The sequence below is a fragment of the Herbiconiux liukaitaii genome, assembly GCF_041927495.1.
In the GTDB taxonomy this organism is placed as follows: Bacteria; Actinomycetota; Actinomycetes; order Actinomycetales; family Microbacteriaceae; genus Herbiconiux; species Herbiconiux liukaitaii.
Window position 1 is genome coordinate 356,835 of record NZ_JBHFHG010000007.1, and the last position, 20,401, is coordinate 377,235.

At 69.0% G+C, this 20,401-nt stretch carries 24 protein-coding genes; 4 read left to right on the top strand and 20 right to left on the bottom strand.

Annotated features, from left to right (window positions below; translation table 11 throughout):
• Nucleotides 1–30 precede the first annotated feature (30 nt).
• The 3 genes from prpB to ACEXQC_RS16140 are packed head-to-tail and all read right to left on the bottom strand — an operon-like array spanning nucleotide 31 to nucleotide 3,190.
• The gene (prpB, locus tag ACEXQC_RS16130) at nucleotides 31–936 is read right to left on the bottom strand and encodes a methylisocitrate lyase (protein WP_374824640.1); all 906 of its coding nucleotides are present in this window, start codon (nucleotides 934–936) and stop codon (nucleotides 31–33) included.
• Complete coding sequence (locus ACEXQC_RS16135; RefSeq protein WP_374824643.1) at nucleotides 936–2,459, bottom strand: MmgE/PrpD family protein; 1,524 nt, start codon at nucleotides 2,457–2,459, stop codon at nucleotides 936–938. Before ACEXQC_RS16135 ends, prpB begins: the two co-directional genes overlap by 1 nt.
• Nucleotides 2,456–3,190, bottom strand: a complete 735-nt coding sequence (locus tag ACEXQC_RS16140; protein ID WP_374824646.1) for a GntR family transcriptional regulator — start codon at nucleotides 3,188–3,190, stop codon at nucleotides 2,456–2,458. Before ACEXQC_RS16140 ends, ACEXQC_RS16135 begins: the two co-directional genes overlap by 4 nt.
• Before the next feature lie 126 nt (nucleotides 3,191–3,316).
• On the opposite strand from ACEXQC_RS16140, the gene ypfJ reads away from it, so the two are divergent.
• Nucleotides 3,317–4,201 carry a KPN_02809 family neutral zinc metallopeptidase gene (ypfJ, locus tag ACEXQC_RS16145; RefSeq protein WP_374824649.1) on the top strand — a complete coding sequence of 295 codons (885 nt, stop codon included), beginning with the start codon at nucleotides 3,317–3,319 and terminating at the stop codon, nucleotides 4,199–4,201.
• Between the two features lie 50 nt (nucleotides 4,202–4,251).
• Here ypfJ and ACEXQC_RS16150 read toward each other — a convergent pair whose 3' ends face one another.
• The 6 genes from ACEXQC_RS16150 to ACEXQC_RS16175 form a co-directional block, all read right to left on the bottom strand.
• Nucleotides 4,252–5,586, bottom strand: a complete 1,335-nt coding sequence (locus tag ACEXQC_RS16150; RefSeq protein ID WP_374824651.1) for an NtaA/DmoA family FMN-dependent monooxygenase — start codon at nucleotides 5,584–5,586, stop codon at nucleotides 4,252–4,254.
• Nucleotides 5,587–5,666: 80 nt separating this feature from the next.
• Nucleotides 5,667–6,437, bottom strand: a complete 771-nt coding sequence (locus ACEXQC_RS16155) for an ABC transporter ATP-binding protein (protein WP_374824653.1) — start codon at nucleotides 6,435–6,437, stop codon at nucleotides 5,667–5,669.
• A complete protein-coding gene (locus tag ACEXQC_RS16160) occupies nucleotides 6,434–7,333 on the bottom strand; it encodes an ABC transporter ATP-binding protein (RefSeq protein ID WP_374824903.1) in 900 nt (299 codons plus the stop codon). The genes ACEXQC_RS16155 and ACEXQC_RS16160 overlap by 4 nt, the downstream gene beginning before the upstream one ends.
• 2 nt (nucleotides 7,334–7,335) lie before the next feature.
• A complete protein-coding gene (locus ACEXQC_RS16165; RefSeq protein ID WP_374824656.1) occupies nucleotides 7,336–9,000 on the bottom strand; it encodes an ABC transporter substrate-binding protein in 1,665 nt (554 codons plus the stop codon).
• Between the two features lie 116 nt (nucleotides 9,001–9,116).
• Nucleotides 9,117–10,007 carry an ABC transporter permease gene (locus ACEXQC_RS16170; protein ID WP_374824659.1) on the bottom strand — a complete coding sequence of 297 codons (891 nt, stop codon included), beginning with the start codon at nucleotides 10,005–10,007 and terminating at the stop codon, nucleotides 9,117–9,119.
• Entirely contained in the window at nucleotides 10,007–11,128 is a 1,122-nt protein-coding gene (locus ACEXQC_RS16175) for an ABC transporter permease (protein ID WP_374824662.1), read from the bottom strand. The genes ACEXQC_RS16170 and ACEXQC_RS16175 overlap by 1 nt, the downstream gene beginning before the upstream one ends.
• Before the next feature lie 221 nt (nucleotides 11,129–11,349).
• On the opposite strand from ACEXQC_RS16175, the gene ACEXQC_RS16180 reads away from it, so the two are divergent.
• Nucleotides 11,350–12,081: a GntR family transcriptional regulator gene (locus ACEXQC_RS16180; RefSeq protein ID WP_374824665.1), complete on the top strand. Its 732-nt coding sequence runs from the start codon at nucleotides 11,350–11,352 to the stop codon at nucleotides 12,079–12,081.
• Nucleotides 12,082–12,167: 86 nt separating this feature from the next.
• Here the strand turns inward: ACEXQC_RS16180 and ACEXQC_RS16185 are convergent, their stop codons facing one another.
• A complete protein-coding gene (locus ACEXQC_RS16185; protein WP_374824668.1) occupies nucleotides 12,168–13,409 on the bottom strand; it encodes an HNH endonuclease in 1,242 nt (413 codons plus the stop codon).
• A gap of 329 nt (nucleotides 13,410–13,738) precedes the next feature.
• On the opposite strand from ACEXQC_RS16185, the gene ACEXQC_RS16190 reads away from it, so the two are divergent.
• A complete protein-coding gene (locus tag ACEXQC_RS16190; protein ID WP_374824671.1) occupies nucleotides 13,739–14,080 on the top strand; it encodes a tryptophan synthase subunit alpha in 342 nt (113 codons plus the stop codon).
• Nucleotides 14,081–14,108: 28 nt separating this feature from the next.
• Here ACEXQC_RS16190 and ACEXQC_RS16195 read toward each other — a convergent pair whose 3' ends face one another.
• Both ACEXQC_RS16195 and ACEXQC_RS16200 read right to left on the bottom strand, forming a co-directional pair.
• Complete coding sequence (locus tag ACEXQC_RS16195) at nucleotides 14,109–14,261, bottom strand: hypothetical protein (protein ID WP_374824674.1); 153 nt, start codon at nucleotides 14,259–14,261, stop codon at nucleotides 14,109–14,111.
• A gap of 254 nt (nucleotides 14,262–14,515) precedes the next feature.
• The gene (locus tag ACEXQC_RS16200) at nucleotides 14,516–14,686 is read right to left on the bottom strand and encodes a hypothetical protein (protein WP_374824677.1); all 171 of its coding nucleotides are present in this window, start codon (nucleotides 14,684–14,686) and stop codon (nucleotides 14,516–14,518) included.
• Between the two features lie 159 nt (nucleotides 14,687–14,845).
• Between ACEXQC_RS16200 and ACEXQC_RS16205 the strand changes: the two genes are divergently transcribed.
• On the top strand, nucleotides 14,846–15,238 hold the full coding sequence (locus tag ACEXQC_RS16205) for a hypothetical protein (RefSeq protein WP_374824679.1): 393 nt from the start codon (nucleotides 14,846–14,848) through the stop codon (nucleotides 15,236–15,238).
• A gap of 34 nt (nucleotides 15,239–15,272) precedes the next feature.
• Here ACEXQC_RS16205 and ACEXQC_RS16210 read toward each other — a convergent pair whose 3' ends face one another.
• The 8 genes from ACEXQC_RS16210 to ACEXQC_RS16245 form a co-directional block, all read right to left on the bottom strand.
• Nucleotides 15,273–15,494 (bottom strand): DUF1653 domain-containing protein, encoded by a 222-nt coding sequence (locus ACEXQC_RS16210; RefSeq protein WP_374824682.1) that lies wholly within the window; start codon nucleotides 15,492–15,494, stop codon nucleotides 15,273–15,275.
• A gap of 124 nt (nucleotides 15,495–15,618) precedes the next feature.
• Nucleotides 15,619–16,302 carry a hypothetical protein gene (locus ACEXQC_RS16215; protein WP_374824685.1) on the bottom strand — a complete coding sequence of 228 codons (684 nt, stop codon included), beginning with the start codon at nucleotides 16,300–16,302 and terminating at the stop codon, nucleotides 15,619–15,621.
• A 122-nt stretch (nucleotides 16,303–16,424) separates the two neighbouring features.
• Nucleotides 16,425–16,736, bottom strand: coding sequence for a hypothetical protein (locus ACEXQC_RS16220; protein WP_374824688.1), 312 nt, complete (start codon nucleotides 16,734–16,736; stop codon nucleotides 16,425–16,427).
• Between the two features lie 3 nt (nucleotides 16,737–16,739).
• Entirely contained in the window at nucleotides 16,740–17,381 is a 642-nt protein-coding gene (locus ACEXQC_RS16225) for a hypothetical protein (protein ID WP_374824691.1), read from the bottom strand.
• Between the two features lie 36 nt (nucleotides 17,382–17,417).
• Nucleotides 17,418–18,500: a YihY/virulence factor BrkB family protein gene (locus ACEXQC_RS16230; protein WP_374824694.1), complete on the bottom strand. Its 1,083-nt coding sequence runs from the start codon at nucleotides 18,498–18,500 to the stop codon at nucleotides 17,418–17,420.
• 104 nt (nucleotides 18,501–18,604) lie between these two features.
• The gene (locus tag ACEXQC_RS16235) at nucleotides 18,605–19,180 is read right to left on the bottom strand and encodes a DUF3618 domain-containing protein (RefSeq protein ID WP_374824697.1); all 576 of its coding nucleotides are present in this window, start codon (nucleotides 19,178–19,180) and stop codon (nucleotides 18,605–18,607) included.
• Complete coding sequence (locus tag ACEXQC_RS16240; protein WP_374824700.1) at nucleotides 19,177–19,590, bottom strand: phage holin family protein; 414 nt, start codon at nucleotides 19,588–19,590, stop codon at nucleotides 19,177–19,179. Before ACEXQC_RS16240 ends, ACEXQC_RS16235 begins: the two co-directional genes overlap by 4 nt.
• Nucleotides 19,587–20,336 carry a hypothetical protein gene (locus ACEXQC_RS16245; RefSeq protein ID WP_374824703.1) on the bottom strand — a complete coding sequence of 250 codons (750 nt, stop codon included), beginning with the start codon at nucleotides 20,334–20,336 and terminating at the stop codon, nucleotides 19,587–19,589. Before ACEXQC_RS16245 ends, ACEXQC_RS16240 begins: the two co-directional genes overlap by 4 nt.
• Between the last annotated feature and the right edge of the window lie 65 nt (nucleotides 20,337–20,401).

Sequence of the window (20,401 nt, forward strand, 5' to 3'; positions counted from 1 at the left end):
CGGTTCAGCGGGCGTGTTCAACGGGCACGTTCAACGGGCACTGGGTACATCGAAATCGAACACGTTCGTGTCGAACGCGTTGTATGCGGAGTAGTCCAGCAGCTCGTAGAGCCTCGCACGGGTCTGCATGCCGGCGACCTCCCCCTTGAGTGAACCCTCGGCGACGAGCGCGTCGAGCCCTCGCTCCGCCGCACCCATCGCGATGCGCAGCAGCGAGACCGGGTAGATCACGAGGTTGATGCCCACGTCGGCGAGCTTCTGGTTCGAGAACAGCTCGCTCTTGCCGAACTCGGTCATGTTGGCCAGCAGCGGCACGTCGACGGCCGCGCGCACGGCCTCGAACTCGCTGAGATCGGCCATCGCCTCGGGGAAGATCGCATCCGCCCCCGCATCGACGAGCTGCTTGGCGCGGTCGATGGCCGCCCCCAGCCCGTCGAGGGCGCGGATGTCGGTGCGCGCCATGATGAGCAGGTTCGGGTCGCGACGCGCCTCCACCGCGGCCCGGATGCGCTTCACGGCGGTGTCGGCGTCGACCACGGCCTTGCCGTCGAGGTGGCCGCAGCGCTTGGGGTTGACCTGGTCCTCGATGTGCAGGCCGGAGACCCCGGCGTCTTCGAGGGTCTGCACCGTGCGCGCCACGTTCATGGGCTCGCCGAAGCCCGTGTCGGCGTCGATGAGCGTGGGGAGGTTCGTCATCCGCGAGATCTGGCCACCGCGGGTGGCGACCTCGGTGAGGGTCGTGAGCCCGATGTCGGGGAAGCCGAGGTCGGCGGCGATGACGGCGCCGGAGATGTAGACGCCCTCGAAGCCCTTCTCCTCGATGAGGCGAGCGCTCAGCGGATTGAAGGCGCCGGGCATCCGGAGCATGGTGCCGCCGGCGAGCGCGGCACGGAATGCGGCGCGCTTCTCGTGGGCGGGAACGGTGGAGTACAGCATCAGAAGAGTCCCTTCGGGGTGGGCAGTGCTTCGAGCAGGCCGGGGCGGGCCACGACGTTGAGCTCGCGCACCTCCTCGACGGTGAGTTCGGGCAGGCGCTCCACGAGGGCGAGGAAGCGCACGATCTCGGCCTCCTCGATGACACCCTCGGCCAGGGTGCGGAACTTGTGCACGTAGTCGGCGCGCGCGAACGGCCGGGCGCCGAGCGGATGCGCATCCGCCACCGCGATCTCGTCGATGATGGTCGAGCCGTCGTGCAGGATGATCTCCACGCGACCGCCGAACGCCTTCTCGGCGGGGTCGTTGGAGTGGTAGCGGCGGGTCCACTCCGGGTCCTCGAGGGTGCGCACCTTGTTCCACAGCGCCACGGTGTCCTCCCGGCCCGCACGCTCGGGGGCGTAGGAGTCGACGTGGTGCCACGCGCCGTCCTGCAGCGCCACCGTGAAGATGTACGGGATGGAGTGGTCGAGGGTCTCCCGGCTCGCGGTGGGGTCGTACTTCTGCGGGTCGTTGGCGCCAGAGCCGATCACGTAGTGGGTGTGGTGGCTCGTGTGGATGGTGACGCTGCCGATGACCGAGGGGTCGGCGAGCTCGGGGTGCTCGTGGTGGAGCTTGCGTGCGAGGTCGATCCAGGCCTGCGCCTGGTACTCGGCCGAGTGCTCCTTGGTGTACGTGTCGAGGATGGCGCGCTTGACCTCGCCGGCGGCGGGCAGGGGCACCTCGTAGCGGGCGTCGGGGCCGTCGAGCAGCCACGCGATCACGCCGTCCTCGCCCTCGTAGATGGGGGTGGGGCTGGTCTGGCCGCGCATCGCACGGTCGACGGCCTCGACGGCCATCTTGCCGGCGAAGGCGGGGGCGTGGGCCTTCCAGGTGCTGATCTCGCCCTTGCGCGACTGGCGCGTGGCGGTGGTGGTGTGCAGCGCCTGGCCGATGGCCTGGAAGATCGTCTCCCCGTTCAGGCCGAGCAGCGTGCCGATGCCCGCGGCGGCCGACGGGCCGAGGTGCGCCACGTGGTCGATCTTGTGCTTGTGCAGGCTGATGGCCTTCACGAGGTCGACCTGGATCTCGTAGCCGGTCGCGATGCCGCGCACGAGATCCGCGCCGGTGCAGCCCACGTGCTGGGCCACCGCGAGGATGGGCGGGATGTTGTCGCCAGGGTGCGAGTACTCGGCCGCGAGGAAGGTGTCGTGGTAGTCGAGCTCGCGCACGGCCACGCCGTTGGCCCAGGCCGCCCACTCGGGGCCGTAGCCGCCCTCGACGCCGAAGACGGAGGCACCGTTGCGGGTGGGGCCGTAGCTGTAGGGGTGGTCGAGCGCCTGCGCGCGGGCCGCGATGCCGGGGCCGCGGGTGATGCTCGCCACGGCGACGGCCGCGTTGTCGATCATGCGGTTGATCACCATCTCGGTGACCTCGGGGCTCACGGCCACGGGGTCGGCCGCCACCTCGGCGATCTTCCAGGCGAGCTGGTCGTCGCGGCGGAGGTTCTCGTCGCTCTTGTGGACGCGGACTTCGTGGAGGTTCATCGCGCGGGTGCGCCCTTCTTCTGGGGGTCGGGGTTCTGGAGGTCGGGGTTCTGCGGATCGGGGTTCTGGTCGTGGATGTGCTGGAGGTCAGGTGGGCTCAGCGAGCTCAGGGTCGACTGCAGGCTGCGGAACAGATGCACTCGCGTGGCGTCGGCGGCCAGCTGCGGGTCGCCCGCGAGGATGGCGTCGACGATGAGCAGGTGCTCGCGAGCCGCATCGAGCAACCGGCCGGGGTTGTCGTGCGAGAGGCGACGGATGCGCGCGAGGTGTGTGCGCACCCCGGCGAGCGCCTGCGCGAGGAACGGGTTGCGCATGGCCTCGTCGACGGCGTCGTCGAAGCGCTCCACGAGCGAGTAGTAGGCGGTGTGCGCCGGATCGGGGTCGGCGAGCAGATCCGGAACCCGGCCCAGTTCGGCCTGCAGCGCGAGGAACGGCTGCGGGTCGCGGCGCTCGGCGGCGAGGGCAGCGGCTTTCGCCTCGAGCGCCTGCCGCAGCTCGAAGAGCTCGGAGACGTTCTCGGCCGAGACGTCGGAGACCACGAGCCCACGGCCCCCGAACGGTGCCACCAGGCCATCGGCCACGAGCCGCGCGAGAGCCTCCCGCACAGGGGTGCGCGAGAGCCCGAGGCGCTGCGAGAGCTCGACCTCGGCGAGCACGGCGCCAGGCGCCAGCTGCCACGAGATGATCTCTCCGCGCAGCGCCGCGTAGGCGGTGTCACTCGCCCGGGCCACTACGCCCCCCGCTCGTCTGTATACATTGGGGTCAGGCTACGCCCTCAGGAAGCCCTGATCAAGGGTCTGGCACGCATCCGTGTATACACAGTGCCCGGCGAGAGCAGTCACGGTAGGTTCGCGGTCATGACGTTCAATCGCGGCTCGAAGCTCGACTCGGGCAAGGTCAGCAAGCGCGGTCGCAATGCGGCCATCGGCGGCGGAAGCGCCGTGGTGGTGGTCGGGCTGATCCTGCTCTCCCAGCTCGTGGGCGTCGACCTCACGGGCCTGCTCGGCGGCGGTGCGGGCGGTGGCACGGGCACGAGCTCGCAGTCCGAGGAGGCGCTCGACTGCCAGACCGGTGAAGACGCCAACGCGAACGTGGAGTGCCTCATGGTGGGCGCGGCCACCTCGCTCGATGTCTACTGGGCCGAGGAGGCTCCGCAGCTGGGGCTCGACTACCGTTCCCCCACCGATTTCGTGCTCTTCCCGCAGTCCACGAGCTCGGGCTGCGGTCAGGCCTCGAGCGCCACGGGCCCGTTCTACTGCCCGAGCGACGAGACGATCTACCTCGACACGGCGTTCTTCGACGAGCTGCGCTCGACCTTCGGGGCCAGCGGCGGCTCCCTCTCCGAGATGTACGTGGTGGCACACGAATGGGGCCACCACATCCAGCAGCTCTCCGGTGTGCTCGGTTCGATCGACCACTCCGACACCGGGCCCGACTCCTCGTCGGTGCGCGCCGAGCTGCAGGCCGACTGCTTCGCGGGCGCCTGGGTGGGGGCGGCCTCGACGATCGAGGACGAGAACGGCGTCGTCTTCCTCGAGCCGGTCACGCGCGAGCAGATCGCGGATGCGCTGAACGCGGCCGCCGCCATCGGCGACGACCGCATCCAGTCGCAGTCCGGTTCGGTGGATCCCGACTCCTGGACCCACGGATCGAGCGACTCCCGCCAGCGCTGGTTCGAGACGGGCCTCGACTCCGGGGCGGGAGCCTGCGACACCTTCGCGGCCGGCGCGGATCAGCTTTAGGGGAGCAGCCAGCTCTAGGGACACAGCCAGCTCTAGGGACACAGCCAGCTCTAGAACGCGAGCAGGTTCTCCCGCAGCGTCGATCCCGTGTACTCCTCGCGGATGAGCCCGCGACGACGGAGCGCCGGAGCGAGCCCGTCGGCCACGATCGCCATGTTCATGCGGGTCATGGGCATGTAGATGAGGAAGCCGTCTCCGCCGATCTCGTCCATCAGGTCCTCCATCTTTCCGGCGACGGTGTCGGGCGAGCCGACGAGCCCCATGTCACTCACCTGGAACTTGGTGGTGACCGCCTCGCGGAGCGTCATGTTCTCGGCGTCCTGGAAGAGGTTGAGGATCGACGTGTGCTCGCCGTTCTGCTTCGACAGGTCGATGTCCTTCACCAGGGTGTCGGGATCGATGCCGCCGAAGTCGATGCGGCCGCCCGAGGTGTACGACATGTTCCAGAGGTTGTACTCGACCCCCTTGTCGCTGGCCCGGTAGGCCTGGAACGCCTCGTTCTTCTCCTGGGCCTCGCGGTCGGTCGCGCCGATGACGGGTGAGGCCAGGAAGAGGAACTTCACGTCGTCGGGGTTGCGGCCGAAGCTCGCCACCCGTTCGCGCATGTCGTCGCGGTAGGCGCGGCCCGTGGCACCGTCCTTCACCAGGGAGATCATCGTGTCGTCGTAGCGCGCCGCGAGCTCGCGGCCCATCGGCGAGCTGCCCGCCGAGCACACCGGCGGCGTGCGCTGGGGCCCGGGGATGGTGTTGAGCGGACCGCGAGACGAGAAGAACTTGCCCTTGTGGTCGATGGTCTCCACCTTGGTGTGGTCGGCGTAGACGCCGCCCACTGAGTCGGCGACCACTGCGCCCTCCTTCCACGTGTTCTGCAGCTGCTGCACCACATCCGTCCACTCCATCGCCATCTCGTAGCGCTCGTCGTGGTCGAGGTGCCGCTCGTAGCCGAAGTTCTGCGCCACGCGGTCGGTCACGCTCGTGACCACGTTCATGCCCACGCGGCCGCCAGTGAGGTGGTCGAGCGAGGTGAAGAGACGCGCCGCCAGGTAGGGCGGGTACTGGATGGTCGAGACGGTGGGGATGATGCCGATGTGCTTCGTGGCCTGGGTCATGAGGGGCACGAGCGGCATGGGGTCGTTCTTCGGCGCCATGAACCCGCGGCGCAGGCTGGTGTCGGAGCTGCCGTTGTAGCTGTCCTCCACCATGGCCGTGTCCTCGATGAGGATGTAGTCGAAGCCGGCCCGCTCGAGACTCGTGGCGAGGTCGATGTAGATGTCGGGCTTCATCCAGTCGTTCACGTTGCTGCCGACCCAGGGGCCGTCGCCGTTGATGGTGCTCCAGGGGTGGATGCCGAAGCCGTCACCGAGGAACCAGGCGAGGTGAAACATGGGGGACTCCATTCTGCGTTGCGGGAACTGTCTGGGGGATCTGGGGGGCGGGGTGGAGCGTGCTGGCAGGCGCGAGGTGGCTAGCGCGCCTGCTCGACGTCGCGGTAGGCCGCGACGAGCGAGCGGGTGTACTCGTGCTGGGGCGTCTCTAGCACCTGCAGGGTGCGGCCGGCCTCGACCACGAGCCCCTGGTTCATGACCACGAGCTCGCGAGTGAGGAACGCGGTGGCTGGGAGCCCGTGCGAGACGAAGAGGATGCCGGCGCCGTGCTGCTCGGAGTAGCGCTTGAGCAGATTGAGCACCACACCCTGCACCGAGACGTCGAGGGCGCTCACGGCCTCGTCGCACACCAGCAGGTCGGGGCGGATCACGAGCGCCCTGGCGATCGCCATGCGCTGCCGCTGACCGCCCGAGAGCTCGTCGGGGTAGCGGTCCACGAGCTCGGGGGCGATGCCGATCTCGTTCACGATCTCGGCGATCGCCTCGTCGGCGCGTGCCTGGTCGTGGCCGGCCAGCAGCTGCGCGGGAGCGCGGAGCGAGCGGCGGATGGTGTGCCGCGGGTCGAAGGTCGAGGTGGTGTCCTGCGCCACGAGCTGCACCGAACGGCGGTACTCGAGCGTGCCGGCCCTCGTGGAGAGCAGCGACGAGAGCTCTCGGCCATCGATCGTGACCGAGCCCGAGGTGGCCCGCTCGAGGCCCACCACGATCTTCGCCACGGTCGACTTGCCCGATCCGCTCTCGCCCACGATGCCGACCCGTTCGCCCTGGCCCACGGCGAACGAGACGTCCTGCACCGCGGTCTTGCGGCCGTAGCGCTTGGCCACGTTCCGGCACTCGATGCGGATCGTCATGCGGCCCTGCCTTCCATCTCGCGACGCACGGACTCGAGCGTGGGCAGCTGGTCGAGCTCGGCGCTCGCGAGCGTGGGCACGCACTGCAGCAGGCCCTGGGTGTACGGATGCGCCGCCTCGTGCAGGCGGTCGGAGGGCAGCTGCTCCACGATCTCGCCGTGGTACATCACGATCACGAAGTCGGTGAAGCGGCGGCAGAGCTCGATGTCGTGCGAGATGATGAGCACCGCCGTGCCCTCGCTCTCGGCGAGCTCGACCATGAGCTTCATGGTCGAGACGGCGAGCGAGGCATCGAGGGCGCTCGTGGGCTCGTCGGCGATGAGCAGCACGGGCTTCGACGAGAGCGCGATCGCCATCATCACGCGCTGCCGCATGCCGCCCGAGAGCTCGTGCGGGCGGGCGCCCAGCACACGCTCCGGATCGGTGATGCCGACCTTCTCGAGCCAGACCAGCGCATCCGCTCTGGCCCGCTTGCGCGAGACACCCTCGGTGGCTCTGAGCACAGCGATCAGCTGGCTGCCGATCGTCCAGACGGGGTCGAGGCTGCTCATCGCATCCTGGAACACCATCGAGAGGCCCGGGGTGCGGCGCGGGATGCGCTCCTGCTGACCGGGGGCGAAGGTGCGGCGGAGGGGAACGCCGTCGAGCTCGAGCACATCGGCCTCGACCACACCGGCTAGCGGATCGACGAAGCCCGCGATGGCGTTCGCGAGGCTCGTCTTGCCCGATCCGGACTCACCGACCACCGCGACCCGCTGGCCGCGGAGCATCTCGAAGTCGGCGGGGGCCACGGCCTGGGCTGCGCCGTAGCGCACCGTCAGGCCCTGCGCCCGCAGCACGGGGCGCTCGGCCGGCTTCGAGATGTTGCCGGCGCTCTGCTCGATCGGCGTTCCCATGATCACTCCGCCACGCTCAGCTGCGAGTAGTCGATGACGTTGTCGCTGCGGAACTGGTAGCCCTCCACGCCGTTCGCGAAGGCATTGAGGGGCTGCACGTAGCCGATGTAGATGGTCGGCAGCTCGGACTGCAGCACCTTCTCTGCCGCGTTCCACTCCGCGCCCGCCGCGTCGGAGAGGGGGTCTCCCGCCGCGTTGCCCGCGGCGATGGCGCCGTTGAGGGCCTCGTCGTCGAAGTCGGGCCAGTTGATGGGGGAACCGGGCGTGTAGAAGAGCGAGAGCACGTAGGGCGGCGACTGCACGACCGCGTAGTCGCGGCCCATCGACGCCTGGAACGCCTTGGTGCCGAGCCCCTCCTGGAAGGCAGCGGAGTTGACGGAGTCGATGGTGATCTCGAAACCCGCCTCCTTGGCCGCGGTCTGGATCTGCACGGCGGTCTCCTGCAGGTCGGGCACCGCGTTGTTCACTGTGAGGGTGAACTCGATCGGCTCGGTGTACCCGGCGTCGGAGAGGAGCTTCTTGGCGGCGTCGACATCGGTGGTGTTGGCCGCGAGGCCCTCACCGTCGTAACCGGGGGCCTGGTCGGAGAGGATCGAGTCGATGGGGCCGAGGCGATCCTTGTAGACGTCCTCCATGATCGCGTCGTACGGGATGGCGAGGGCCAGTGCCTTGCGCACGGCCACGTCGTCGAAGGGAGCGGACGTGGTGAGCAGCGGCATGTAGACGAAGGCGTTGGTGGCCACGTCGAAGACCTGGGCGCTCTCGTCGGCGGCGAGAGTGGCCTGGTCGGCCGGGCGCAGCTGCGTGGCGATCTGGGCGTCGCCGCTCTTGACGAGGTTGGAGCGCTGGCCGGCATCCGCCACCACACGCTGCACGATGCGCTTGACCTCGGGCTCACCCAGCACGTAGCCGGGGTTGGCCTCGTAGACCATCTGCTCGCCGGGGGTGTAGTCCACGAGGGAGTAGGCGCCGAAGCCGTAGGTGCCCGTCTCCTCCGACCAGGCGACACCGTAGGGGTCGTCGTCGGTCGCGTGCTCCTTGAGCGCGGTGGAGTCGTAGATGTTGTAGGGCGTGTTGGCCAGGAGCGAGAGCAGGGTGAAGCCGTAGCCGGGGTCGGAGACCGTGAACGACACGGTGCTGTCGTCGATCTTCTTCACCTGCTGGGCCACGTCGGTGAAGACCGGGTTGCTGATGAAGGGCACGATGCTCGTGGCCACGTTGAACTTGCGCTCCATGGAGAAGACCACGTCGTCGGCCGTGAGGGTGTTGCCCTGGGCGCTCACCGCATCCGGGTCGAGGTGGAAGGTGTAGGTGAGGCCGTCTTCGCTCACGTCGTAGCTCTCGGCCAGCAGCGGCTCGAAGGAGTAGTAGTCCTGGTGCGAGGCCAGGCCGTCCTCCCCCGCCACGTAGGGGTTGCGGATGAGGGTGGCGCCGATGTTCGTGTTGAACTCCGCGGCCTCGTAGCCGGTGACGCTCGTCTCGTAGCTGAAGCTCGGCGGCTGGGCGGCGGTGACGATCACGAAGGTGCCGTCGGTGCTGCCGGCCGACGGGGTGGAGCAGCCGGCGAGGAGCAGGGCGCTCGCGGTGGCGGCCGCGCCGAGGGCGAGGAGGCGCCTGGTGGTGTGGTGCCGGGTGGGGCGGGGACTGGCGGGGCGGGGGTGTCTCATGGCTGTGTTCTCCGTTCGGAGGTGCGGGGATGATGAGAGGTGCCTGTGGTGCGGGTGGAGCTTTCGGGTCAGCGGGTCAGCGGGTCAGCGGGTCAGCGGGTCAGCGGGTCAGCGGGTCAGCGGCGGCGGGGATACGAGGTGAACGCCGAGACGAGCATCGACGCCGCCCAGACCGCGAAGGCGAGAGCGAGGGCCGGGAACAGCACCGGCCACCAGCGCCCGACCGCCGCATCCGGAGCGCCGAGGGCGAGCATGCTGCCCCACTCCGGGGTCGGGATGGGGATGCCGGCGCCGAGGAAGCCCAGGGCGGCGTTGAAGATGATCGCCATGGCGAAGATGGTGGAGGTGTTCTCGATGGTGGGGCGCCAGGAGTTCGGCAGCACGTGCCGCACGAGGATGCTGAGCTCCGACTCGCCCGACATGCGAGCCGCATCGATGTAGCCGTCGTTGCGGGTGCGCAGCACCTCGGTGCGCATGAGCCTCGCCTGGAACGGGATGAGCACGACGGCCAGCGCGAGGGTGATGACCACGGCGTTGCGCCCGAAGAACGAGACGATCACGAGGCCCGCGATCATGACGGGGATGGACTGCACCAGGTCGACGGCGCGACCCAGCAGGCGGGCCACGACACCGAGCGGGGAGCGGCGGGATTCGTACATGCCGGCGACGAGACCGATCACGAGCGCCGCGAGGGTGGCGACCACGGTGATGGTGAGGGCGATGAGCACGTCGATCTGGAACGCCGCGATCACTCTCGAGTAGACATCGAGGCCGTTGGCGTCGGTGCCGAACCAGTGCTCGCCGGAGGGGGCGCTCGATCCGGCGCCCGAGACCTCGGTGGGGTCGGTCGTGACGAGCAGGGGGCCGATCGCGGCGAGCACCACCACGATCGCGAACGGAATGGCGCGCAGCGCGAAGGCGGCCCGGGGCGGCATGCGGCGGCGGGTCTTCTTCGGGAGCACCGAGTCGAGGGCGGCGTTCGACACCGCGGTGAGCCTGATCGACATCACGAGTCCTTTCGGGCCGCGCCGGAGCGGCGGCGGGGGTCGAGCAGCATGGTGGCGATGTCGACGAGCAGGTAGATCACGAGGCAGAGCGCCGCGGTGGCCACGAGGAACGAGCGCAAGGCGAAGACGTCGGAGGAGTTGACGGCGTCGACCGCGTACTGACCGAGGCCGCCGAGGCCGAACAGGGCCTCGAGCACCACCGCTCCGCCGAGGAGGAGCCCGAACAGCATGCCGAGGGTGGCGACGACCGAGGGCAGTGCGCGGCGGTAGATGCTCGCCAGGACGACCCGCCTCGGTGCGCCCGAGGCCACGCGGAACTTGGTGGCCGGTTCGTCGATGGCCTCGTTGAGGCTCAGGATGAGCATCTTCATGAGCAGCGCGGTGTGGGCGACCACCATGACGATGACGGGGAGCACGAGGTGGCTCATGTAGGAGCCCGCGGCGGTGACGTCGCCCGCGAGGAGGGCGTCGAGCACGGGGAATCCGGTGACCGTCGGGGGTGCCATGAGGATGGGGTCGAGGCGGCCCGAGGGTGCGGGCGCCCAGTGCAGCACCGCGTAGAAGAGGAAGAGGAACGCGATGCCGATGACGTACTCGGGCAGGGCTCCGGCCGAGCGGGCGTAGCTCGTGAGCAACCGCGAGACGCGGTTGGCGCGGTGGGTCACGACGTAATGGGCCAGGAGCACCGCGGCGATCGAGGAGAAGACGAGGCCGGAGATGACGAGTTCGAGGGTGGAGGGGATGCGGGCGGCGAGCTCCTGGGCCACGGGGCGGCCGGTGGCGATGGAGTTGCCGAGGTCGAAGCTCGCGATCTGGCCGAGGTAGGTGACGAGCTGGTCCCACCACGAGCCGGTGAGGCCGTACGACTCCCTGGCGGCTTCGAGGGCGTCGCCCGTGAGGCGGCCTCCTGTGGCGGCGACCACCGGGTCGCCCGGGATGAGCTTGACGAGGAAGAACGCGATGAGCACGAAGACCGCGAAGTTGATGACCGTCGTGAGGATCGGGCGCAGCAGCCAGGCGCCGGGCACGTGGCGGCGCGGCTTCGGCTCGGTGGGCGGGGCGGGTGCTGGTGTAGCGGCCGGCGGTGGTGCCGCGTCGACGGTGTCGATGCTCTCACTCACGCTCATTCGGATGACCTCCGCTGGGTGGAGGGATGCAGCCCCGGACAGGGGGCGCGTCCCTGGGCTTGCCCCATCCTCACACCGGCGTATTTCCGGTAGCGGCGTGTAAAGTAACACTTCTATTGCGCGACCCGGGCGGCCTTCGCGCCGACGGGTTTGGCCCGATCAGTGCTCGTTTTGCGATATGTTCACGCGGGCTGGGGTAGATTCAGGTCAGGATCATGGACCCGACCTCTAAGCATCCACGTGAGCACGGCGGAACGGCGCGCGGAAAGCAGCTCTCCGCCCGTCGAGTGCGCGATCTGCTGAACGCGGCCATCCGGGAGGGCATCATCGGGGCCGACGAGCTGCTGGCCGAAGACGAGCTCGTGGCGCTGTTCGACTCGAGCCGGGGTTCGGTGCGGGCGGCTCTCAACGAGCTGCGAGACTCCGGGTTCATCGAGCGCACACCGCGGGTGGGCACGCGGGTGAACCAGCTCGGGTTGGCCGTGCCGATCGCCGAGATCCCGCCGCTCGTGGAGGATCTGAACATCGCCGTGATCGAGGATCGGATCGTGCCCAACGTGCGGCTGCTCAAGGAGCGGCTCGGGGTGGATGTCGACGAGGTGCGGATGGTGGAGAACACCTTCTCGTTCGCGGGCGAGATCGTGGGGGTGAGGGCGGCGTACTTCGCCACCCCTCTCGACACCGACCCGCGGGATCTGGCGGGGCCCATGGACATGAAGCAGACGATCGAGATCTTCTTCGGGGTGCAGCCGGGCGAGGCGTTCGTCTCGATCAGCAGTGCGCGTGCGGATGCGCACACGGCGCGGCTGCTCAAGGTGAGCGAGGGCTGGCCGCTGATCGTGCGGGAGATGATCTACTACTCGGTCGACGGTACGCCGATCCAGGTGGTCTTCGACCACTTCCGCGGCGACCGCGTGCGCCTCGAGGCCACCGTCGCCGAGATCTGAGCTGCCCGCTTCGAGGCAAGCCGGAGTGGCAGTTCGAGAGAAGCCCGAGTGGCAGTTCGAAGGAACCCCGAGTGGCAGCCGGCACGTCAGAACGGGGGCGCATCGGCGGCGGGCTGGGTCGGCGGCGCTACCCATGTGTGCCGGGTGGGTGGAGTGGTGCGGTAGGTGGCACCCAAGGGGGAACGCCATTCGAGTTCTCGCGATCCCGGAGGTGAGCCTGGTGGGCGGTCGACCTTCCAGCCGCCGTTGTGCTTGAGGTGGTGGTGGCTGGTGCAGAGGTGGGCGAGGTTCGAGGCGGTGGAGCGGCCTCCGTGGGCCCAGTCTTCGGTGTGGTCGAGTTCGCAACGCGCCGCCCGGCGGCCGCAACCAGGGAAGCGGCAGTGCTCGTCAGCCACGATGAGGGCTTCGCGGAGGGCGGCGGGGATGCGGTACCGGCCGGCCACCTCGATGGTGTCGCCCGTCCCCGGATGCGTCAGCACCTTGAGGAAGGTGGGTGCCTTCGCCGCGAGCCGCGTGGCGAGCTCGGGGTCGATGGGGCCGTACCCGTGCAACTGGGTGTGCCCGGCGCCCGCCTCCCCACCGTCTTCGTCTTCGCACCCGGCGAGGATGGCCGCCGGAACCGTGACGATCACCGTGGGGGTGAATCCCAGGGCCCCGTGGGTGCGGCCGAGAATGGTGTCGGCGAGGATGTCGGAGCGGAGCTGCGCTTGGGTGCGGGGCTCGTTGTCTGAGCGCGCTGCTCGAGCGGCCTTGTCGAGAACATCGTGGATCGCCAGAGCATCCACTGCGGGCAAGTGGTGGTGGAGGGTGGCCATGCCGTCTCGCTCCGCGTCGAGCCACACGGCCCGGTCGGCGTGAGCGTTCTTCGCGCGCTGAGTAATCGAGTCGGGATGGTGAGTTTCGCGGAGGCGGCGGGCCGCGTCGTCGAAGCGGGCCGCATTGCACTCCTTTGCCCGCGGCAGGAGTGCCTTCTCGAACGAGCTTCGTGACTCCACTGGGAGCGAGGTCGCGTGGGTGACCATCGAGCGGGCGTGAGCGTACGAAATCTTGCCGGTGCCGAGCTCGGCGAGCGTGTCGGGGAGGTCTGTGACGAGCGTTTCTGCATCGGCGATCAGACGAACGATTGCACCCTCTGAGCGGTTCGCTGCTGTGGCGACCTCGGACTTCACCAGGCGACGAGCCCACTCCCGGCCATCCGGTGTCGACGACCCCGCGAGGATCTCCGCCCTCGTCTCACACGCCTCGACCGCCTGAGCGAGTGCCTGGGCCTGGCGGGCTTGCAGTGCGGCGATCATCCGATCCGCCCGCGTGAATCTCTCGACCGCCATCCGGAACTTCTCGTCACACCGCTCGACGGCGTCGCTATCCCTAGCGGGTGTCTCGGAGAAGATCGGCTTCATGAGATTTATTCAATCATCAGCCACCGACACTGGGACGCAGCCATCCGATCCGATGGCAAGCGCGAAGCGCGCGGCAGCTTAGTCGGCCCCCGAGGAGCACGGCTAGGAGGCGATCGGGGCTGCCGCGCGCTCCGCGCTTGCCGAAGATGGGATGGGTTGGGTTATCGAGATGGGTTGCTGGCTCTATGGGACGGGATGGGCGTTCGTGAGGGGGGCTCGAGTCGCGTGGGGGCGGGTGCGCGCATAGGCTCGAAAGGGTGAATGAGGAGCATCTGCCCCGGGGGCGCGCGAGCCTCGAGGTGCTGCGCGCCGAGGCCGCTGATGAACGCGAGACGATCGTGCATGAGCGGTTGCTGGCGGGCGAGGATCCGTGGGACTTCATGGAGCAGCTGCCCACGGTCGACGAGCTCGTCGTCTACCTGCTGCGCGCCGACAACATCAACGAGAACGGCGGGCAGAGGCCGAACGCCGCCCGCAACTACCGCGTGCTCCGCCAGATCGCTCTCGATCACCCGGCTCTCACTCGAACCGTGTGGCGCCTCATCGGCGAGGATCCCACCCAGGCGGGTGCAACGAGGTTCTCCCGCCCCGGCACCTGAGCCGGATCGCCCAGCCAGCGAAGACTCGTCAGCTGTTGCGGCGGAATGCACCCATGAGACGCTGCCAGGCACTGGGCTGCGGGGCCGCGATCGGTCCGGCGAACTCGGAGGCGCCGGAGAGCTCCTTCTCCTGCACTTGCACGTGCTCGGTCAGCAGCACCGTTCCCGGTTCCGGACGCACAGTGCTACCGCCGGAGACCGAGGGGCGACCACGCGCGATCCACTCGAGATACGCGGCATAGGGATCGGAGCCTGGCTCCGTGAGGCCGACCGGGACCGGCGCGGGGCTCGCCCTGCGATAGTGCTGTCGGCCCATCGGTTCACCTCTCTGCCAGAATCGTCCTCCGAACAGGGATGCGCCGCATCCCCCTCCGGAATTCGTTACCAGTTCGTTTCATGTGAACAGTGCGTTCGCATGAAACCGCGGCTGGGCAGCTACGCGGCGCGACTGCCGGCGAGCTCGAGAGCGTGCACGAACTGCTCGTGGGAGAGCACCATGCCGTCGCCGCGGCACTCCGAGCAGAGCTCCACCATGTCGTCGAAATAGGCCTGACGCGGGTCGGCACCCGAGCCCTCGCACCGTGTGCATGTGTCCAAGTTGTTCATGCGCCCATTGTGCGCCGCACCTCCGACATCGGGTGGTGCCACGCCGCGCGCCACCCAGCCCCCAGCATCGTCCAAGCATGGGGAGTTCTCCCCATGGGCAGAGCGGATGCGGGTGCCTACTCTCGGAGGACATCCGCATCCGCGAACGGCAGGGCACCCATGGCACACTCGAGCAGACCTGAGAGAGCCGATCAGGCGGACGAGCAGTTCGAGGATTTCCTCTGGGACATCGACGTCACCGCGCGGCGACCCCGTGGCGATGCGGTCACGCCGATGAAGCCGGCTCCGCCGGTCGCCACCACCCCGGCGCCCGCAGCCGCACCCGAATCCGCATCCGACGACGAGGTGCCCGTGCACACCCGGCCGCGGTACCGCTCCGTGCAGCCGAGCGCTCCCGCCCCCTCGACCGGCACGGGCCGCGGGCGCTTCTTCCGCCCCGAACTCGAGCCCGGATGGCACCGGATCGTCGGCAACCCCTACCTCCAGCTGGTCGCCGGCACACTCCTGGCCGCCGCGACGGCGTACCTCGTGGTGGTGGCGCTCACGCGCTGAGGCCGCACCGCCCGCCCAGGTGCAGCCGGCGGCCTCACGCCACGCGCGCGAACCTCGGCCCGCTGTATCCGTCGCGCTCCACGTGCTCCACGAACATCGCGAGCGGCCGCACCCAGAACGAGTAGTCGTCGTAGAGCTTGCGATAGAACACGAGCTGCTCCTCGGTCTCGCTGTGCCGCCCCACCCCCACGACCTCGTAGCGCGCCCCCTTGAAGTGCTCGTAGATCCCGGGTTCGCACAGCGCATCGGCAGACATGCCCACAGACTACGCACCCCTGACCGTGCCCCTCGAACGACGCCCCCCGAACGCAACGATGGCCTGCCGCGTGTGCGGCAGGCCATCGGCTGCTGTGGTGCTGGGTGGTGCTGTGGGGCAGGTGCTACTTCGTGTTGACGGTGATCTTGGCGACGCCCACGAGCAGTCCGCGCTCGACGGCGGTGGTGCCGAAGGTCTCGTTCAGGAGGCCGGCGGCGTCCTCGGAGATGTGCACGGTGGTGCCCTCGAGGATGGCGGTGTCGTTCGGGCCCATCTCGAGCGGCTTCAGCGTGCCACCCCAGAGCTCGAACAGGTAGGCCTGCTCGACAGCGACGGTGCCGTTGACGGTCACGTCACCGTAGAGCTTGGACTCTCCGGGATCGATGGTGAAGTTGGTGAGCTCGACGACGGTGTCGCCCGCGGTGAGCGAGAGGCCGGATCCGTCGTGCTCGATCTCGCCCTGGACGTAGGGGCGGTAGCCGGACTCGGGGTCGTAGTAGTCGACGTTGCCGCCGGTGATCGGGAACGCGAGCACACCGTCGGTGAGGGTGGCGGTTCCGACGACGCCGGGGGTGAGGCCGAGGCTCGTGAGAGCGTCGAGGAAGCCGGCGTCCACGGCGACCTGGGTGTCGACACCGGTCAGCGCGGGGATCGAGGCCAGGGGCTCGGGGGTCTCGTTGGCCGAGGAGGAGCTCGACGAGGCCGGGCTGCTGGTGTCCGTCGTGCTCGAAGCGGAGCAGGCGGCCAGGGAGAACGTGAGCAGACCGGCTGCAGCGAGTCCGATCGTGGCCTTGGTGATGTGTCGCATGATGCCTTCTTCCGTGTGGATGATGTCCGTGATTGCCAGACACTGATACTTCGACACCACCCCGGAAACAGATTGGTCGCGTCGCAGATTGGTCTCACGACTCCCAGTCGACGCCCACGCCGCTACCGCGAGGAGTAGTGCCGCGTGAGCTCCTGTTCGAGCTCCGGATCGAGACCCCGCCCGCTCTCGATGCGCGGCGCATCCTTCACGAGCTCCTTGCCGAACGGCACCCGCACGTCGTCGTGCTCCCACACGGCCTCGTCGAGCGGCACGAGCGTGGAGTGCCGCATCACGGCACCCACGTGCACCTCGGCCCAGGTGGGGTGACCGTCCGTGGCATCCACGTAGATCTGGGCGATCCGACCGAGCTTGACCTCGCCGGGCCCGAAGAGGGTCGCACCCACGAGGCTCTGCAGATTGGTGGAGGGGAGCATCGGTCAGCGACCGAGCCCGGCGCGGTCGACCTTGCGGTGGAAGCGCATTCCGGCGATCCCGCCGAGCAGAGCACCGATGAGGCTCACCACGGCGAGGGCGACTGCCGTGATGATGCCCGTGGCGGTGAGGGCACCTTCATTGATGGGGATGCGCGGGAACGTGTCGAGATTGCCCAGCACATTGAACTGGCTGCCGGCGATGGCGCCGATCACCGCCACGACGACGGCGATGACGACCGCCCAGATCCAGACGGCCAGGCCCTGCTTGACACCGTCGAAGCGGGCCATGCGCCCGGCCACGTAGCCGCCGCAGAAGTACGAGATGAGCACGACCACCGCGAGGGCGATGGCGCCGGCGATGCCGATCGTGGTGGCCTCGCTCTCGTCGAGGGCCTGCCCGTTCTCGGTGGCTCCGAGGCCGAGAGCCGCTCCGGTGGCCGCGACCAGCGCGGTGAGGATGACTCCCGTGCCCGTGGCCGTGAGCCAGCCGAAGAAGGCGGAGCCGAACTTGAAGCCGCCGAACTCCTCCTTCTCGCGGCCCACGACCTCCTCGCGGAGGGTGCCCCGCTGCTCGAGGGGAACGGATGCGGTGCCGCCCGCCGGCACGGACTCGTTGGTGGGGAGGTCTCGGTTGTCGTTCGTCATGATCGTGCCTTTCGTGGAGAGGGGGTGATGCAGGGACTAGCCGTTGTTCTGGCGGATGCGACGGCCCTCGGCCACATCGGCGGCCTCCTTCTTCGCCGCCTTGTCGCTCTTCGCGGTGTCTCGAGGGGGCAACTGGATGTCCTCCTCGGCCGCGATGCCCGCCTGCAGCTGGCGACCACGTTCGAGCTCGGCGTCGAACTCGGCGCCGAAGAGGATCGCGATGTTCACGATCCAGAGCCAGAGCAGGAAGATCACGACGCCGGCGAGCGATCCGTAGGTCTTGTCGTAGTTGGAGAAGTTCGTGACGTAGAGACCGAAGGCCACCGTGGCTATGACGAGGAGCACGATCGCGAGCAGGGCGCCGAGGCTCATCCACCGGAACTTGGGCTGCTTCGCATTGGGTGTGGCGTAGTAGAGGATGGCGAGCACGAGCACCACCACGATCGCCAGCAGCGGCCACTTCGCGACGGACCAGACGATGGTGGCGGTCTCGCCGATGCCGAGGGCCGAGCCCACCGCATCCGCCACCGGGCCGGAGATCACGAGGATGACGGCGGCGATCACGATCAGCACGATCGAGATGAGAGTCACGAGCAGCTGGAGCGGCTTGAGCTTCCAGAACGGCCGGCCCTCGTCGATCTCGTAGATGCGGTTCATGGCGCGGCTGAAGGCGGTGACGTAGCCCGAGGCCGACCAGATGGCCACCACGAGCCCTGAGACGAGGGCGAAGCCGGCGGCGGGAGAGCTCGCGAACTGCTCGATGGGGCCGCGGACCACGTCGGCCGTGCCGCCGGGTGCCACGTCGTCGACGATGTCGAGCAGCGCCTCTGTGGCGGCAGGGCCCTGCCCGAACACACCGAGCAGCGAGAAGATCGCGATCATGGCGGGGAAGAGCGCGAGCACTGCGTAGTAGGTGAGGCTCGCGGCGATGTCGGTGCACTGGTCGGCCGAGAACTCGCGCACCGTCTTGCGCAGCACGTAGAGCCACGAGCGCTTGGTGATCTCGTTCGGCGAATCGGGCTTGCGCGAGTCGTCGGGGTCCGGGCTGTCGTGCTCGGTCCTGCCTGCCGTGGCGCCGCGGGTGCTGCGGGTGCTGCTGGTGCTGCTGGTGCTGCTCATGAGGGTGTGGCTTCCAAAGGGATCGGGCATCCGGTGCGGGTGGGGAGACGAAAGGCGGTGGAGGTCACAAGACGCGACTCCACCGCCTCACGCGGGTGGGGTGATCAGCTGCCGGCGACGGTGTCCTTCGACTGCTGCGCCTGGCCCTTGACCTCGTCGGCGGCCGAGGTGGCCTCCGACTTGACGTTGTCGACGGCGCCCGTGGCGGCGTCCTTCACGGCGGAGGCGGCATCCTGAGCGGGCTCCCTGAGGTGCTCGCCCATCTCCTTGGCCGCATCCGTCATCTCACCCATGAGGGGCTGCGCCTGGTCCTTGATCGACGAGGCGAGGTCCTTCTCCTTGGTGGAGGCGGGCACGAGCGAGGCGGCGAGAAGGCCGACGCCGAAGGCGATGAGGCCCACGGCGAGCGGGTTGCCGCCGGCCTTGGAGGTCACTGCGCTCTTGGCTCCGGAGACGGCGCCCGAGGCGGAGGACGCTCCGTCGGAGAGCGACGACTTCGCGTCGTCGGCGGCTCCGAACACGCTGTCGCGCACGGATCCGACGGCGCCCTTCATCTTGTCGGTCTGACGGTGCACGATCTTCGACGGGGTGACCTTGTCGGCCAGAGCGTCGACGTCGCCACCGAGCTCACGCCTGGTCTTCTCGATCTCGGCACGGATCTGCTCGGGTGAATCGCTCATCGGTTCTCCTCATTCCTCTTAAACGTCTCGGGGACCTTCTTCAACGACTCCACCGTCTTCGGGGCGCCGTTCACTTCCTTCAGCCGGTTCTTGCCGACCACGAACAGGATCAGCGCGACGATGCCCCAGAGCAGGGCCACGACCGCGCCGGACCAGCCGCCGCCGATCAGGGTGCCGAGCGCCCACCAGAGGGCGATCGACAGGAACAGCACGGTCATCGACGCCGCGTAGCCCGCGCCGCCGAGCATGCCCGCTCCCTTGCCTGCGCGAGCGGCCGACACCTTGAGCTCGGCCTTCGCGAGCTCGAGCTCCTGCCGCATCAGGGTGGAGAGGTCGCGCGTGACCTCTCCGAGCAGGTCGCCGAGCGAGGTGTCCGCGGCCTTCTGCTCCGACGGTGTGGGGTCGGTCATCGCCGATCGCCCTCTGCCGGGTAGCCGTCGCCCAGGGTGGAGGCGCGCTCGGTGTAGAGCGGAGTCGCGTCGGCGACGGGGGCCACGTTCGACGTGACCGGGGGGACGTCGGATGTGACGGGCGGCACGGTCGTCGCGACCGGAGCGGCGTGCGCTGCGGGGGTGGTCTGAGCGTGCGCGGTCTCGGGCGTGCGGGGCGCGGATGCCTCGGCGGCCTTCTCCTCGGCGGCGCCCTGGGCGAGTGCCCTGGTGAGCCGGCCGGCCACGAGACCGGCGATCGCGGCAGCGGCGATGAACGTGCCCGGCTTGCGGCGGGCGTACGACTTGACCTCGTCGAGAAGCGATCCGGGGTCGCGGGCATCGAGCCACGACGCGGCGCTGCTCGCGCGGTTCGACACCTGGCGCACGAGGTCGGAGGCGACACCCTGGTTCTCGGAGCCGTCGGCCATGCCGCCGAGCTCGTCGCCGAGCGTGCGCAGCCCTGCGGCCGCACGTTCCTGCTGCACGCCGGCCTGCTCCTTGAGCTCGTGCTGCGTCTGGTGGTAGAGATCCTTCGCCTGGGTCTTGGCCTCGTGGGCGACGCCGGCGGCCTCGTCCTTGGCTGTGCCTGCGACGTTGCCGGCCTGCTCGGCGGCGGTGTTCTTGAGATCGGCTGCACCCTGCTTGGCGGAGTCGACCTTGCCCTGGTCGTCGCCTGCGGAGTGCTCGGTGCCGCTGGGCGGCCCGGGAGCGTAGATGTCCGACATGGTTTCCCTCTCGATTTTCCCGGCGATGCGTCCGGTTGACTTCATTCGAGGGTCGGCACGCGGAT